Source organism: Bacteroides graminisolvens DSM 19988 = JCM 15093, from assembly GCF_000428125.1.
In the GTDB taxonomy this organism is placed as follows: domain Bacteria; phylum Bacteroidota; class Bacteroidia; order Bacteroidales; family Bacteroidaceae; genus Bacteroides; species Bacteroides graminisolvens.
Map to the genome: position 1 here is coordinate 24,407 of NZ_ATZI01000022.1, position 16,169 is coordinate 40,575.

The window sequence follows — 16,169 nt, forward strand, 5'->3', positions numbered from 1 at the left end:
GTGACATGAGATTTGAATTCTTATTTATAGAAACAATATAATACAGATTAGGTTATGGGAACAAAGAAATTACATTTTGAGACATTACAACTTCATGTTGGACAAGAAAATCCGGATCCGGCAACTGATGCACGTGCGGTACCCATCTATCAAACTACGTCGTACGTTTTTCGCAATTCGGCGCACGCTGCCGCACGCTTCAGTTTGCAGGATGCCGGTAACATTTACGGCCGTTTAACTAACTCCACACAAGGAGTGTTCGAAGCCCGCATAGCCGCACTCGAAGGCGGCATTGCCGGACTGGCATTGGCATCGGGAGCGGCTGCCATCACCTATTCTTTGCAGAACGTGGCCCGTGCCGGCGATCACATCGTTTCTGCCAATACCATTTACGGTGGCACCTATAACCTGCTGGCTCACACGCTGCCTCAATACGGCGTAACCACTACATTTGTCGACCCGTCGGACCTGTCGAATTTTGAGAAAGCCATTCAACCCAACACCAAAGCGGTGTTCATTGAATCGTTGGGTAACCCCAATTCAAACATTATCGACATTGCCGCTGTGGCCGATATTGCTCACAAACACAGCATTCCGCTGATTGTTGACAATACATTCGGCACCCCATACCTGATCCGTCCCATTGAATACGGTGCCGACATAGTAGTGCACTCTGCCACAAAGTTTATCGGTGGTCACGGAACATCTCTGGGAGGTATCATTGTCGACTCCGGTAAGTTCGACTGGGTAGCTTCCGGCAAGTTTCCCCAATTTACCGAACCCGAAGCCAGTTACCACGGCGTAAGATTTGTCGATGCTGCCGGTCCGGCTGCCTACATTATCAGAATACGAGCCGTATTATTGCGCGATACCGGTGCAGCTATCAGTCCGTTTAACGCTTTTATTTTGCTACAAGGAGTAGAAACACTATCTTTGCGCGTTGAACGACACGTGTCGAACGCACTCAAAGTGGTTGAGTATTTAAAGAAACATCCCAAAGTGGCGGCAGTGAACCATCCTGCGTTACCCGATCATCCGGATCATGGGTTGTACAAACAATACTTCCCGCAGGGAGCCGGATCCATTTTCACTTTCGAGGTGAAAGGTGGTGCTGCCGAGGCACAAGCGTTCATTGATCGTTTACAAATATTCTCGCTGCTGGCCAATGTGGCCGATGTGAAATCACTTGTCATTCATCCGGCAAGCACCACCCATTCGCAGCTGAGCGAGAAAGAATTGGCTGAACAGGGCATCAAACCGGGAACGGTACGCTTGTCAATCGGTACGGAACATATCGATGACATTATCGATGACCTGGAGCAGGCGTTGAACTTTTAATAGAATATGAATATAGCAACTTTATTATCGGGAGGTGTCGACAGCTCTGTTGTCGTACACCTTTTGTGCGAACAGGGCTACAAGCCCACTTTGTTTTATATAAAAATAGGTATGGACGGGGCAGAATACATGGATTGCTCTGCCGAGGAAGATATTGAGCTGGCCACTGCTACAGCTCGTAAATACGGCCTGCCGTTAGAGATCATAGATTTACATAAAGAATACTGGGACGGGGTGGCGTCTTACGCCATCGACAAAATACGGAAAGGGCTTACTCCCAATCCGGATGTGATGTGCAACAAACTCATCAAGTTTGGCTGTTTTGAAGAACGGGCAGGGAAGGACTTTGATAAGACCGCTACGGGACACTATGCCAGCATTGTGGAACAGGACGGAAAGATATGGCTGGGTACTGCCAAAGATCCGGTGAAAGATCAGACCGACTTCCTGGCGCAAATCAACTACCTTCAAGTATCCAAACTGATGTTTCCGCTGGGTGGGTTGATGAAGAATGAGGTACGCGACCTGGCACTCAAAGCCGGTCTGCCTAGTGCTAAGCGAAAAGACAGTCAGGGCATCTGTTTCTTGGGCAAAATCAATTACAACGACTTCGTGCGTCGTTTCCTTGGCGAAAAGGAAGGACCTATTATCGAACTGGAAACCGGAAAGAAGATTGGTACCCACCGCGGCTACTGGTTCCACACCATCGGACAACGTAAAGGATTGGGATTGAGTGGCGGTCCGTGGTTCGTGATCCGTAAAGACATTCAGGAAAACATCATTTACGTGTCACACGGATACGATGTGGAGACACAATACGGTTATGAGTTCGGCATGCACGATTTTAGTTTCATCACTGAAAACCCGTGGACAGAAGGAGCAGGCGAGTACGATGTTACCTTTAAAATACGTCACACCCCGGAATTCCTTCAGGGCAAGCTAACCCGTACGGGCGATACTTACAATTTGGTTTCGTCAGAGAAGTTGCAAGGCATTGCACCGGGACAATTTGGCGTGATTTACGATAAAGACTCCCGCATTTGCTTTGGGAGCGGCGAAATTATCGGTTAATTATTCCCCTTATTATAATAAAGAGATAAAGCCGGGTACTGCTTAAATGTAGTATTCGGCTACATCAACAATACCTGCACGCATGGCATATCTTGTAGCCTCATGCGCATTGTTAACCCCCAGCTTTCTGAAAATATTCTTCCGGTGACTGTTGATGGTATGAAAACTCAGGTTCTTCTCCGCAGCAATCTCCTTGGTTGTCTTTCCCAACGCAATCTCTTTCAGAATCACCTTTTCACTGGCAGTGAGCAAATGATCATCTTGCATCGCCGTGGCAGCAGCCGAATTTCCGGTGAGCAGCATATTGCTTATGTGGTTACAAATGAAACGCTCTTTACGTGAAGCAAACTGCATGGCAGTAGTAATTTCCTCCTTCGAGCTATCTTTCATCACCACGCTGAAGGCTTTGGCCGGCAATACCACCTGACGAATAAAATTCAAACTCAGCTCGTCGGAAAACAACAACCAGTCGGCATCCTTAAACCGCTCGTGCAGCACCACCAGCTCGTCGGCGGTGTTAAAGTCAAACAAAGTATAATCCAGCACCACCACCGCATCGGGATGCAGACGCAACTCTCTGATCAGTTCTGCCTTGCTGTCGGCTTCCACAATCACCTGAATCTCCTTCTGTAGGCCTAATAAAAATAGAATTCCCGCCCGGGTGATATCCTGATTATCTGCAATGATGTATTTCCTCATTATTCAAACGTTGGTTACTTTGCAAAAATACACTTTTTGATGAATTTATGCTTCTTTTTTCACTATTTTATATCCCGTTGCCGCAATAAAGATACTCATGAGCGGACTGATGATATTAAAGAAACAATAAGGCAGGTACGCCAGCGTGGCTACGTTGAGAATCGTAGCTTGCGTCATGCCGCATGTGTTCCACGGAATAAGTACAGAGGTAACCGTCACGGCATCTTCGGTGGTGCGACTCAGCAACCTGCTTTCGTAACCCTTCTTCTTATAAATATTGCCAAACATATTTCCGGTCAGAATGATAGAGATATACTGATCGGCCGTGGTTATATTGAGGAAAATACCCGAGCATACAGTCGAGGTTACCATGCCTGTGCGGCGTTTCATGAAACGTACAAATACCGATGTGATACTTCCCAGCATGCCGCTTGCCGTCATGGCTCCACCAAAACACATGGCACACACAATGAGCCACACCGTGTTGAGCATGCCCGCCATACCTCTTGTGGCAACTAGTTCGGTGAGTGCTTCGTGATTCGTGTGCAACTCCGTTTCACCGTAGATCGTCATCAGTGCACCTTTGAACAGCGCTTCGGCGTTGCTGCTTGCCGTACCGGCAATTTCCTGCAACAGATGAGGCTGAAAGATGACGGCAAATACCGCCGCCAGTGCAGTCGACAAGAAAAGAGTAACCAGCGAAGGTACCTTTCGGGCAATCAGTACTCCGGTTATGACCGGCACCAAGAGCAACCATGGCGTAATGTAAAACTTATCATGAATAGAAGCCGAGAACGCAGCGATATGTTCCGTGTGACTCGCCTCGTGTGATAATCCGGCCACCGTAAAAATAACCAGCGTAATGAGCATAGACGGTATGGTGGTAATCAGCATGTAGCGGATGTGTGTAAACAGAGGCGTATCCGTAACCGAAGAAGCCAGTATGGTGGTATCGGAAAGCGGGGAAACCTTATCGCCAAAGTATGCTCCCGAAATGATGGCACCCGCAATCCATCCCTCGTCGAATCCCTGCGCCTTACCAATACCCATCAGCGCAATGCCGATGGTAGCTATGGTGGTCCACGAGCTACCCGTCATGACCGACACCAGCGAACAAATGATGCACGTTGAGGCCAGGAAGAAGTTAGGATGAATAATCTGCACTCCATAATAAATAAGTGTGGGAACCACCCCGCTCACCATCCACGCTCCGCTTAGTGCCCCGATAATAAGTAACACAATCAGCGCCGTGGCAACGCCCGAAATATTATTCGTGATGGCCAGCTCAAAGTCATGCCAGCGAGTTTTGCATACAGCCATACCAATCAGTACGCATACCGCCGTAGTGGTAAGCAATGCCACCTGACTACCGCCGTTGAGTGCATCACTGCCAAATACCCGGATAATGGCAAACAATAAACTGACCAGTACCACGATGGGAACCAGCGACAGGAGAGGAGACGGTTTTCTTTTCATACTTTACGTATCAGTGGTTTATGCAGCATCTATACCCGTCAGCGTTTTCAGAGCGTAACCGATGAGGAAACTGATACCCGCCACCGTGAAGCTGAGTATAGCCATTTCCAGAAAACGCTTTTTGAAACTCTCGCCTCGTGCCACTGCGTAATAATAATTAAACAAAGCTATAATGGTAAGTGCCATGACAAGCATCAACCCCAATGCTACCAGTACATTCTCGATGAAAATGAACGGAGCTACCAGCGCCACCACTGTTATGATGTAAGCAATACCCGTATACACAGCCGCCTTGACCGGATGTTTGGAGTCACCCTCCTCCGATTTGGTCGACAAATACTCTGACGAAGCCATTGACAAGGCCGCTGCAATACCCGTAATGCTACCGGTCAGCGCTATGAGGGGTGCGTTACTCAATGCCAGCGTGAAACCAGCCAAAGCCCCGGTGAACTCCACCAACGCATCATTCAACCCCAATACCACGGAACCCATGTACTCCAATTTCTCCTCATTGATAAGGCCAATCAGCTTTTGTTCATGCACCTCCTCGTCGCGTCCCAGCTTCTCTAACTCAGGATATTCCGGGTAGCGGGCATAAACCTCTTGCGCATCCCTCTCTTCCTTCTCCATCAGTTTGATGGCGAAAGTCAGTCCCAAGATGCGTGCCAGCCAATAATACTTGAATATACGCCAACGATTGGGAGCCACCTCTTTACCCGTATGCCTTTTCAGTATTTCGTAGTGCGCCTTTTCCTCGGCAGCAATCTGTAACAACGTCTTTTTATTCTCGCTATCTTTTACGATATGGGCCAGTTTAGCATACACAATGCTGCTGGTTATTTCATCCTCCTGAAAGAACAGGAAGTCAGATATTGCATTTTTATCCGCTTTCATTTCATTTGAATTTAATGTTTATGCAAAGTTATATTATTTATGATAGAACACATTCGTTGCTTTCTTTTTTAACGCAACAACCTCTAAAAATAAAGCAGGCGGTGAGAGACATACATCTTCACCGCCTGTTTGCTAATTGCCACCTGCCTAACGCCGGTGAGCAACGAAACTATTAATCCACATCCTCTTCCGCATTGGCATCGAATACAACGCTTTTGGCTACGTATGACTCATTGCCGGATGTATCTGTGCAGTACACCACCACGTGATACTTACCCTGACGAGCCAAGATAGGTATCTCGATGTGATCGTGAACGTGGTGATTCTTCTGATTCACATCGAACGACTGATTGTAAGTGAACGTAATGGAATCGCCGACCGCCCTGGTCGAGGCCGAAGTATGCGTGTGTCCGTCGAATTTATTATGAATATCAACCTTGTAAGAAGCCACCATTACATCATCAGACAAATCCATGTCGAGATGCAACAAACTACCTGTTTTGATAGCGCCCCCATCTGTAGGTTCGTTGATAACGATCACCGGTTTGGTGGTATCATTATCATCGTCAGAGCACGCTACGAACAAACTACTTAGTGATACAATACAAATTGCTGAAAGAATTAATTTTGTTTTCATTTGAATACTTGTTTAAATGGAATTTTGATTAAAACCTGTAAGTTCCTGCCCGGTTCGGGAATCTCCACTTTGCGGTAGAAACTCAGGTGATTGAAATACTTCCTGTCCAGTACATTTCTGGCAGTAAGCGTTACCTCTATGGGAGTGTTGTGCCATTTGAAGTCGAACTTCCCGCCCAGATGAAACAAGTTGCCGCCCGAAGTCTTGTCCTCGTTGCGATCCACCCTGTTCTGTGCGACAATACTCTCCATCTGCGCATACACACTCCACGAAGCAGCCTCCCACGTAAGCGTGTTACGCATGGAAGCAGGCGGTGAGAAACTCAGCGGCAAATGTTCGTCGCAGTTATACGTGTACACATAATCGCCGGCAAACTGATAAGTCAGCTTGGGCAACACGCGGTAAGACATACTCAGTTCCGCACCCGTGAAAATAGCCTCCGCACCCGTGTATCGGTAAATTTGTCCGGCATCGGGCAGTACAGACCATTCACCCGTAGGCCTCAGAAAAATGTAATTGTCAAACCAACTGAAGAAAGGAGACGCCGTGAATGACAACCTTCCTTTCTCATATGTATAAGCAGCATCCGCCTGCCATCCTTGTTCAGACTTCAGCGTAGCCACACCCTGCTCGTGCCTGAAGGTGCCGTGATGCACCCCGTTCGACGCCAGTTCGTTGGCACCCGGCAAGCGGAAACTCCGCCCCACGTTGGCTTTCAACATGTGCACCCGCGAAGGATTCCATACAAAACCCACCGAAGCCGAATAATCGCCAAAGTCCCTGTTCACCGCATAGCTTCTGTTCTTATACACCTCTATCACATTTGCATCATATCCCTGATCAACGAGATACTCCTCCAGATACGCATCGGTATACCCGGCCACCTTTATCTTGCCATAATCATACCGCACACCTCCGCTCAGCGTTAGCTGACTGTTGAGTTTGTAGTTACTCAACCACAACCCACCGGTGGTGACACGCGTGTACTCCGGCAATAAAAAAGAGTAACCGGCTATGTTATTATCTTGATATTGCACATCCCAGCCCAGCGTATGCTCCCATTTTCCATTTCCCAGAAAACGCAACTTAGCATTTGAACTATACGTGTTCAACCTGAACGCCAACTCCTTGTCGGGATCCTTCTGAGGAATCTGTTGCGTGGAGTAATGCGTGTGAAACGAACTCCACTCTTCGCGGTGATTGTTCTGGTACCCCAAGTCCCACGACAGAGCCAGCGGTCCCCACGCATACCCTTGATGCAACGCCACCTTCAGGTGATTCACAAAACTGTAAGGCAACTCAATGTTGCGACTGTTGCCGTCATCGGTCAGTTTCGACAGATCAGGAATGCCATGCGCCCCCGGAAAGAACCCCGTTTTCTGGTAAGCATTACTTATTGAAAAGGAAGCATCGTACCCGTTTTTGCGGTACGTGGTGAACCAGCTCACGTCTCTTTCGAAACCGGCTGTGTTCTTCATCCTTCGGTTATACACCGGAATTTTACGGGTCAGATACACCACCGTATCCGTGGGAATACGGTAATCGGCAAAATGCATCTCGGTGTACCTTAGTTTGGTAAACCACGCATTGTGTTTCAGCCCCAGCATGAGCGAACCGCCCAGCGTGCCGTTCACCGATTTGCCGATGAGAGCCACTTCACCCAGAAACATGTTCTGAGTAGGAGCAGGCAAGGCATTGATTTCAATTGCTCCGCCCATGGCATCACTACCATATAATAAAGACGAAGGACCTTTGCGCACACTTACCTGGCCGGCATTGAACGCATCAATCTCCAGCCCGTGATCCGCACCCCATTGCTGCCCCTCCTGTTTGACCCCGTTTTCGGTCACCGTAATCCGGTTAAAACCCAATCCCCGAATCATCGGTTTGGCAAAGCCCGAACCAATATCCATGGAATGTACGCCGGGAATGTTACCCAACGTCTGCACCAGATTTCCCGAAAAGTTATTTCGAAGAAAATCTTCACCGACCACCTCGAGCTGCAACGTAGCATTCTTGTTTCGTATGTGGTGATACGTCTCTGATACCACCACCTCCGACAAGTTGACACTCTTCAGTGAATCGGTTGTCTGGGCGTGTGCCGACAAGGATATAGCTATACCCCATGCACACATACCCGATAAACATCCGATACGCATACTAACAAATAGTTATTCGTTAAACGAAAAAAATAAGATGAGTGAGATAAAAGTATGTCAGCCCACGGCGGGAGGTGCACGCATGCCACGAGAATAAGAGAAACTGAATGTTCCCTTGTTCTCAAAAACCGGAACCTCATAAGGAAGAAGTTCGGCAATGAAACATAGTTGGAGAGAAGATACTTGAACGAAAGGCGACAGTGTGAAATGACAGATAGGGCAGGAGTCGGGCCGACTGCTGTTACTGTCTTCCTCACAATCGTGGTGACAGGCAGAAGATGTGCACGGCTCGTGAAAGTGAAAAGCCTTCACCACATGGAAAGGCATGAGCGTTAGTAGTAACACCCAGGCAATTCCTATCCGTAATCTGTATTTCCTTTTTGCCCTGTTAAGCATAGTGAATGCAAAGTTATATAGAACTTTTCTAAATAAAAACAGCTTGCCGCGCAAATTTGAATTCTTTTATACTTTATTAGTTATAGCATTTCCACCAATGGAGCAGAAACAGAAACCCCGTTGCTACGAGTGCGGTAGACAGTCCCGTGTAGAAGAAAGCAATGAACCAGGTAGGCAATAAATGAAAAGTGCGAATGCTGATACCCATACCAATCATGAACAACATAACGAGCCACCCTTTGGCATCAAAAAAAGCCAGCGGATGATTTTTGTCGCCCATTTCAGCAATTCGCCGGGTGTGTTTACCGTGCAGCCTTTTAAATATAAGAAAAAAAAACAGGCAGAAAATAACCACCGCTCCGGCTAACTTCAGTTGCCATTGCAGCGCATCGTTCATCCATGTATAAATGCCTATTTTCAGTATGTTGGCTCCGGCAGCTATCCAAACCAGTCCGGCCATTGCCACCAGTACTTTTCTGCTTACGTACACTCTCATTCTATCTTGCTGATTTTGTATTCAGGTACTTAAACAGCATGGAGGGGAGTAATGTTCACGCAGAAAAACAAGTCAGCCGTCCTTGTCTGTTATTACGTTATACTCACATGTTTTGAAAACCATACATGTTGCCCTTACTCCTTTATACGACTCTCCTCCTAGAGAAAAAAAAGTGTGGTTTACCATCACTTACCCTCACTAACTGACTTGAATCCCCTTTCTAATAGGCTATATAGAAGAGTGATGGTAAAAAATGTCTACCATTAAAACGGCAGTTTTACCCTCACTATCTATCACTTTTAACTAAGACTATAGATTCATTAACTCCAATTTAACTAAAAATCAGACGATGTTTGAGCGATTTCGAATGCTTTTTGATGAAAAACGGCCAAAAACGACTTCATAAGTCGTCGAAAATACCTTGTTGTGCATAGATAAACCCCTTTTTTGGCTTCAACGCCCTTCAGTCAATTTGAGATTGAAATGCCTCTTTTTAGTTTATTTTTGTGAGTTTATTTTATTTGTATTGACTGTGTTTAGATTTGGAGAATGGCTACTGTTTATGCAGTAACCTTTTTGTACCGATGCTTTGATAGACTTTTTGGGTGGTAATGGTACTTTTATATGGAGATTTTCTTTTGTTATATTGACTAAATATATTACTTCATTTCGGAATTGGTCTTTGTTTTTGAGTTTGATTCTTGCTTTTTTATGCGTACTTGTTTTGTGTTTGAAAAATAGTTATTATGTATGGTTTTAATGTTGGTTGTTTTGATGTAATTGTAAACCAACAATTTATAATTGTTGGCCTGCGATTTTAAAAAGTTGGCGTAGGATTTTGAAAAGTTGGTGTAGAATATATTTCGTATGCTGAACTTTGAATTTTATAAATTGATATTTTGGATATATACAACAAAAGGCGAGAATTGCTTCCCACCTTTAATGTTTTCACAACGGAATAATCCTTATTGTGATTTGCTTCAAAATTGTATTGCAAAACTATGAATTATTTTTTAGTAAACAAGTGATTTCTGTAGAAAAATATATATTTTTGGAAAAAATGTATTTTGAATCAAATATTATGAAGAAAATATTAGGATTAGATTTAGGGACTAACAGTATAGGTTGGGCGCTAATAGAAGCCGATTTTGAGAGTAAACAAGGAAAAATTCTTGGGATGGGAAGCCGTACAATTCCGATGGGGCAAGAATTAAGTAAATTTGAACAAGGACAAGCCCAAACAAAAAATGCAAAGAGAAGGGTTGATCGTAGTGCAAGGAAACTTAATAAACGCTACAAGCAACGGCGTAATAAACTTATTTATGTTCTGCAACAATTAGATATGTTACCTGAACAAATTAAATTATCTGAAGAGTTTAACAATCCTTTAAAAATTGATAAGGTTTCAATTTTACCGATTGCTCAAAAGCAAAAACAATATTCTGCGATTGATTTACTAGAATTACGAGTGAGAGCATTAAATGAACCAGTTTCACTTAAAGAATTAGGTAAAATTATTTATCTTTTTAATCAACTTCGAGGCTATTCCGGTGGAGGTAATGAGCCAGAAAAGCAGGAAATAGATAGCGATCTTGTTGAAAATGAAGATAGAAAAGGAAATGAAAGTTTTCTGGCTTTTGGAAAAGTAATTTGGATTTCAGAAGCTGAATCCTTTATTTATAAAGGTAAAGAGTTAAAAAAGTATAAAGTGAAAATTGAAACAGAAGACGGCGAGTTAGAAGGAGACACTTTTTTAAATTTGCTTAAAGAAGGTGAGTCATTAGAATTTTTAATAATTAAGACAACAAAAAAAAACGAAGAAACTATCACCTTTAAATTGCCCAATAAAACGAATTGGCGCAAGAAAATGGAAAATTTAGAAAAAGAGTTGAACGAACAAGCAAAAATAAATGGTAGAGAGATCTTTTTGTCGGAATACTTTTTGATAATATTAAAAGAAAATAGATGGGCTAAAATTAGAAATAATGTAGTCCTTCGTTCCCGTTATCAATCTGAATTTGATAGGATTTGGAAAACACAAAGTGAAAATCCTAAAAGCGAATTATATGATATGTTATTACATCTTTCGCAAAATAAATTATTCGATATATTAAAATTTATTTTTCCTGGAACAAAAGAAACACAAGAAGAATATCGTAAAGCAGGACTTGAAAAAGGCCTTTATCATATCATTAAAAATCAAATCATTTACTATCAAAGAGAATTAAAAGATCAAAGCAATTTGATCTCTGATTGTAGTTTTGAAAAAGGACAAAAAGCCGTTTCTAAAAGTCATCCGCTTTTTCAGGAGTATAAAATTTGGGAACAAATCAATAAATTGACTATCAATACAAAAATTGAAGATGGGACAAATCGAAAAGGTGAAATAAAATATAAATATATTGATAAACCTGTTCCAGCAGCACTTAAAGAGTGGATTTTTGATGAATTGCAGGAAAAGAAAGAAATAAGTTTTAGTGTTATTTTGAATAAATTGATAAAAATATATAATTTACGAAGTGGTGTTGATTTTCTCAATGGAATGAATCCCAAGGCTAAGTTAAGAGGTAACGAAACAAAATTAATTCTGAAAAAAGTTTTATGTAATGGACTTTGGGATAAACTGGGCATGTCAAACATTGAACGGCAAATTGAATTATGGGATATTCTGTATAATGCTAAAGGTAATGAATACGAAATAAGTAGTGATCGAACGTCAAAAGTAATTAGTTTTCTCAAACAATATTCTACTGAAATCCCAGATATTCAGCAAACTGCTATAGAAATTAGCAAAACCAAATTTAGCAGGAATTATGCTGCAATGAGTTTGAAAGCAATAGAGAAAATCTTGCCTCTTGTTCGTTGTGGAACAAAGTATTTCAGTAATGAGCTTTCTGAAATACTTAACGAAAAAATTATTAGGCTTTTAAACGAAAATTTAAGCGATCCATTTGAAAAAGCAGCACAAGAATATCTAGAAAATAATAATGATATACTTATTCATGGCGGTATTATGAATGCTTACGCTATAATTTTGGTATATGGTAATCACACGGAAAATAAGTATGCTGAAATTGAGCAAATTCAAAACCCCAACCAGATTTTAAGATTAAAACAGGGTGAGTTACGTAATCCATTGGTCGAGCAGTTGATAAACGAAGCATTAATGGTGGTCAAAGATATTTGGAAAGAATTTAAGGAAAAACCGCAGGAAATAAGAATAGAGTTAGCTCGAGAACTCAAAAACAATGCTGAAAGACGAGCAAAAATCTACAAATTAAATAGTGAAAACCAAAAAACTAATGATGAAGTTAGAAATCTGCTGATAGAACTAAAACAGGAAATAACGCTAGCCAATATCGAAAAATATAAGATTTGGGCTTCGCAAGAAAGTTTGGAAGAAATATTTGTGAAAGAATACAAAGATCCCTCTAAATCGGAAATTGAGAAAATGCGTTTGTGGCGAGAACAGGGACACATTTCCCCATACACAGGAAAACCTATACCTCTTTCGAAACTGTTTGATAGAGGAATGTATGATGTTGACCATATCATACCTCAATCTCGCTATTTTGATGATTCGTTTACAAATAAGGTTATTTGTGAAAAAGCAGTTAATAGAGAAAAAAATAATCGCACAGCGATGGAGTATTTTGAGATTGGTTCTCTGACTCAGCAAATATTTTCTAAAGAAGCTTTCATAAAGCACGTTAATAAACATTTTCAAGGAATTAAACGAAATAATCTTCTGACAACAAAAGTACCGGAAGATCCAGTGGTTCGTCAAATGAAAGAGACGCAATATATTTCAGTCAGAGTAAAAGATGAATTGAATAAGATTGTAGGATGCAATAACGTAAAAACAACAACAGGAGGTGTCACTGATTATTTGAGAAATCAATGGGGTTTGACGGATAAATTCAAACTGCTGTTAAAATCACGCTACCAGAATATTCAACCATTGCTTGCTGAAACTGAATATGAGAAATATATAATTGGCATTGAAAAAAAGAAAAAGGAATATAAAAAAATGAATATACCTTTTACTGATACTATATTAAGCAAAGTCGGTTTTATTGAATTGTTTAATAGTAATTTTATACAAATTAAAAGAAATAAATTAATTATAAAAGGATGGAGTAAACGTATTGATCATCGTCATCATGCAATTGATGCACTGACGATTGCTTGTACTGAACCAGCTCATATAAAGCGATTAAACGATTTGAATAAAGAACTTCAAACTTGGTTAGATAATCACAAAAAAGATATTCTGCCCGATTTTGAAGGAAGTCCTACCGAATTATTAGACGAGATTCTTAATTTAGATGAAGCCAAGCAAAAAGCTATATTTGTTCAAATAGAGAAGTTTAAAAGCGTTGATATGCCTTGGTCTGCTTTTCCAGAAGATGCAGAAAAAGCAATTCAAAATATTATTGTTTCGCAAAAGCCGAAAGATAAATTATTAATTCAGCCCGATAAAAAAGGTCATCTGCAAATTAAAATACGAGGTCAATTACATGATGGAACATTGTACGGTAAAAGTCAAGGTATAGAAACGTATAGAATACCATTATCTAAATTAGCAGATAAAAAAATAGCGACAGAAAAAACAATTGATAAAATAGCAAATGAATATCTTAAAATAGCAATTAAACAACATTTAAAAGATTTTGAAAATAAAAAGGACGAGGCATTTTCAGCAGAAGGTATTTTGGTGCTAAATAAAAAATTAGCAGAAAAGAAAAGATTTAATGAATGGAGCAGAAAAAATCAGAAGAAAAGAGTCGGGGAAAATGCACCTCATACCCCTTTGACTTCAATTAAGATTTTTTATCGTGATCCGCTAAGAGTTAAAAAGAAAAAAGGATTTGAAGAAGCTGAAGAGGTATTAGAAAGGCTTATTAGAAAAAAAGCATATAATGAGACCTTATTAGTCAAGACAGGTGGTAACTACCTTTTTGCTGTGATGGAAAAAGATGGTAAAAGAGTTTTTGACCTCATTTCTTTTTATGATGCGACTCGTTTATTAAAGGAAGAGTTTAACCAAATACTAGACAAACAGAAATTTGACAAAGAACAAGTTTTTAAAAGATATTTTGAAAAAGAAAATAGAGCCAAATTTCTTTTTACACTAAAACAAGGTGACCCCGTGTATATGCTATCTAAAGATGAAGACATTATAACAGACAAAGATAGTCCGTTATATGAAAGTTTTTGGAAAGATAAAATAGCAAGAAGTAGAAATATTTATTATGTAACAAAATTTAGTGGAAATGAGATCTATTTTATGAACCATATTGTTGCAAATCCAATCATTAAAAAAAAGGAGTTTGGTAGTCAGGATGCCTATCAAAAAATAGAAGGTTTATCTATTAAAAATTATTGTATCAAACTGAAGATTGATCGTTTAGGAAATATTGAACCATATTAAAATAGCATGAATATAGTTTATGTGTTATTCATAATTATTGGTAAATATATCAGTTTTCTAAATAACACCTTGATTGTTTTTTTGAATCTACTTTGCTTTACAAAATTTTGGGAGACTTTTAGAGTAACTCGCTAATAATCATTATAAAAAGTGCTTTCGGGTGTAATTATAGATTTATATTACAAAAAATATATAGAAATTAGTATGATAAAAAAGACACTATATTTCAGTAATCCTACTTATTTAAGTTTGAAAAACAATCAACTTGTGATCAAATTACCCGAAGTAGAAAAAAACGACTCCTTACCGGATTCGTTTAAGATAAAAAACGTGCAAACAATTCCGATAGAAGATATAGGTATAGTGATGATTGACAATAAGCAAATCACATTTACTTCGGGGGTAATGGAAGCTTTGTTGGAAAATAATTGTGCGTTGATTACGTGTGACAGTCGTTCAATGCCTCAGGGGTTATTATTGCCTTTGGAACAAAACACCACTCAAAGTGAGCGTTTTACAGCACAGATTAATGCTAGTATCCCTCTGAAAAAACAACTTTGGCAACAAACTATTCAAATGAAAATAGAGAATCAGGCATCTGTTTTGAGAACGTGTAGAAATGAAGAAGTGCGCAATATGCTAAAATGGGCAAACGACGTTAAAAGTGGTGATTCTGACAATCTTGAAGGTAGAGCGGCTATTTATTATTGGAGAACTCTTTTTCCTGATATTGATAATTTTACAAGAGGCCGGGAGGGTGTCCCTCCTAATAATCTCTTGAATTACGGCTATGCCATATTACGAGCTATTGTAGCCCGTTCGTTAGTTTCAAGTGGGCTTTTGCCTACTTTAGGGATTCATCATCATAACCGTTACAATGCTTATTGTTTGGCAGATGATATAATGGAGCCCTATCGTCCGTTTGTCGATAGATTGGTTGTAGAAATTATGAATAGTGGAGTGGATTTTCAGGAATTATCTAAAGAAATAAAAGTTAAACTATTGAATATTCCGGTTTTAGATGTGATGATTAATGGGCAACGCAGCCCATTAATGATTGCAGTAGGGCAAACAACGGCTTCGTTGGCGAAATGCTATTTAGGCGAACTACGTAAAATAGTGTATCCTTATTTTGAGTAATGAATGGATCGTTTCAGTGAATATAGAATTATGTGGGTGTTAGTGTTTTTTGATTTGCCTACTGAAACAAAAAAGGAACGCAAAATATATAGTGATTTCCGGAAAAAACTATTAAATGACGGTTTTACTATGTTCCAATTCTCAATTTATCTTAGGCATTGCGCCAGCCAAGAGAATGCTGATGTCCACATCCGCCGCGTAAAAAATATATTGCCTGAAAAAGGTCACATAGGTATTTTATGTGTTACAGATAAACAATTTGGTAAAATGGAGCTGTTTTATGGGCAAAAAGAGGAAGCTGTCTCAACGCCTTATCAACAATTAGAGCTTTTCTAATAAAAAATCCCGTAGTAAATACGGGATTTTTTGTTGATTAACAGCTCTTTTTTTTAATCCTAATTCTTCTTATAAATATCTGATAGTCAGTTC

12 protein-coding genes are annotated in these 16,169 nt (G+C 40.7%); 5 read left to right on the forward strand and 7 right to left on the reverse strand.

The annotated features are described in order from the left end of the window. Window positions 1-54: 54 nt before the first annotated feature. Together C511_RS0111700 and mnmA are read left to right on the forward strand one after the other, a co-directional pair. Complete coding sequence (locus C511_RS0111700) at window positions 55-1,338, forward strand: O-acetylhomoserine aminocarboxypropyltransferase/cysteine synthase family protein (protein WP_027318177.1); 1,284 nt, start codon at window positions 55-57, stop codon at window positions 1,336-1,338. A gap of 6 nt (window positions 1,339-1,344) precedes the next feature. Further along, window positions 1,345-2,409: a tRNA 2-thiouridine(34) synthase MnmA gene (gene mnmA, locus C511_RS0111705; RefSeq protein WP_024997325.1), complete on the forward strand. Its 1,065-nt coding sequence runs from the start codon at window positions 1,345-1,347 to the stop codon at window positions 2,407-2,409. 42 nt (window positions 2,410-2,451) lie between these two features. Here mnmA and C511_RS0111710 read toward each other — a convergent pair whose 3' ends face one another. The 7 genes from C511_RS0111710 to C511_RS0111740 form a co-directional block, all read right to left on the reverse strand. Then, on the reverse strand, window positions 2,452-3,108 hold the full coding sequence (locus C511_RS0111710; RefSeq protein ID WP_024997326.1) for a response regulator transcription factor: 657 nt from the start codon (window positions 3,106-3,108) through the stop codon (window positions 2,452-2,454). A 45-nt stretch (window positions 3,109-3,153) separates the two neighbouring features. Beyond that, the gene (locus C511_RS0111715; protein ID WP_024997327.1) at window positions 3,154-4,584 is read right to left on the reverse strand and encodes a Na+/H+ antiporter NhaC family protein; all 1,431 of its coding nucleotides are present in this window, start codon (window positions 4,582-4,584) and stop codon (window positions 3,154-3,156) included. A gap of 18 nt (window positions 4,585-4,602) precedes the next feature. Next, entirely contained in the window at window positions 4,603-5,478 is an 876-nt protein-coding gene (locus C511_RS0111720) for a VIT1/CCC1 transporter family protein (protein WP_024997328.1), read from the reverse strand. Window positions 5,479-5,650: 172 nt separating this feature from the next. After that, on the reverse strand, window positions 5,651-6,115 hold the full coding sequence (locus tag C511_RS0111725) for a DUF4625 domain-containing protein (RefSeq protein ID WP_024997329.1): 465 nt from the start codon (window positions 6,113-6,115) through the stop codon (window positions 5,651-5,653). Next, a complete protein-coding gene (locus tag C511_RS0111730) occupies window positions 6,112-8,274 on the reverse strand; it encodes a TonB-dependent receptor (protein WP_024997330.1) in 2,163 nt (720 codons plus the stop codon). Before C511_RS0111730 ends, C511_RS0111725 begins: the two co-directional genes overlap by 4 nt. Window positions 8,275-8,331: 57 nt before the next feature. Beyond that, the gene (locus C511_RS0111735; protein WP_024997331.1) at window positions 8,332-8,670 is read right to left on the reverse strand and encodes a hypothetical protein; all 339 of its coding nucleotides are present in this window, start codon (window positions 8,668-8,670) and stop codon (window positions 8,332-8,334) included. Between the two features lie 76 nt (window positions 8,671-8,746). Continuing rightward, window positions 8,747-9,166: a hypothetical protein gene (locus C511_RS0111740; protein ID WP_024997332.1), complete on the reverse strand. Its 420-nt coding sequence runs from the start codon at window positions 9,164-9,166 to the stop codon at window positions 8,747-8,749. A gap of 1,081 nt (window positions 9,167-10,247) precedes the next feature. On the opposite strand from C511_RS0111740, the gene cas9 reads away from it, so the two are divergent. From cas9 to cas2, 3 genes are all read left to right on the forward strand, one after another. Beyond that, window positions 10,248-14,600, forward strand: a complete 4,353-nt coding sequence (gene cas9 / locus C511_RS0111745; protein WP_027318179.1) for a type II CRISPR RNA-guided endonuclease Cas9 — start codon at window positions 10,248-10,250, stop codon at window positions 14,598-14,600. A 204-nt stretch (window positions 14,601-14,804) separates the two neighbouring features. Beyond that, window positions 14,805-15,740, forward strand: coding sequence for a type II CRISPR-associated endonuclease Cas1 (gene cas1 / locus C511_RS0111750; protein WP_024997333.1), 936 nt, complete (start codon window positions 14,805-14,807; stop codon window positions 15,738-15,740). Window positions 15,741-15,743: 3 nt separating this feature from the next. After that, window positions 15,744-16,076 carry a CRISPR-associated endonuclease Cas2 gene (cas2, locus tag C511_RS0111755; RefSeq protein WP_024997334.1) on the forward strand — a complete coding sequence of 111 codons (333 nt, stop codon included), beginning with the start codon at window positions 15,744-15,746 and terminating at the stop codon, window positions 16,074-16,076. The last annotated feature ends 93 nt before the right edge of the window (window positions 16,077-16,169 follow it).

Bases quoted from the DNA above. Each gene is read 5' to 3' on its own strand.
- C511_RS0111710 (WP_024997326.1), bottom strand. From the start codon at position 3,108: ATGAGGAAATACATCATTGCAGATAATCAGGATATCACCCGGGCGGGA.
- C511_RS0111700 (WP_027318177.1), top strand. From the start codon at position 55: ATGGGAACAAAGAAATTACATTTTGAGACATTACAACTTCATGTTGGA.
- C511_RS0111730 (WP_024997330.1), bottom strand. From the start codon at position 8,274: ATGCGTATCGGATGTTTATCGGGTATGTGTGCATGGGGTATAGCTATA.
- C511_RS0111740 (WP_024997332.1), bottom strand. From the start codon at position 9,166: ATGAGAGTGTACGTAAGCAGAAAAGTACTGGTGGCAATGGCCGGACTG.
- cas1 (WP_024997333.1), top strand. From the start codon at position 14,805: ATGATAAAAAAGACACTATATTTCAGTAATCCTACTTATTTAAGTTTG.
- C511_RS0111720 (WP_024997328.1), bottom strand. From the start codon at position 5,478: ATGAAAGCGGATAAAAATGCAATATCTGACTTCCTGTTCTTTCAGGAG.
- C511_RS0111715 (WP_024997327.1), bottom strand. From the start codon at position 4,584: ATGAAAAGAAAACCGTCTCCTCTCCTGTCGCTGGTTCCCATCGTGGTA.
- mnmA (WP_024997325.1), top strand. From the start codon at position 1,345: ATGAATATAGCAACTTTATTATCGGGAGGTGTCGACAGCTCTGTTGTC.
- C511_RS0111725 (WP_024997329.1), bottom strand. From the start codon at position 6,115: ATGAAAACAAAATTAATTCTTTCAGCAATTTGTATTGTATCACTAAGT.
- cas9 (WP_027318179.1), top strand. From the start codon at position 10,248: ATGAAGAAAATATTAGGATTAGATTTAGGGACTAACAGTATAGGTTGG.
- cas2 (WP_024997334.1), top strand. From the start codon at position 15,744: ATGGATCGTTTCAGTGAATATAGAATTATGTGGGTGTTAGTGTTTTTT.
- C511_RS0111735 (WP_024997331.1), bottom strand. From the start codon at position 8,670: ATGCTTAACAGGGCAAAAAGGAAATACAGATTACGGATAGGAATTGCC.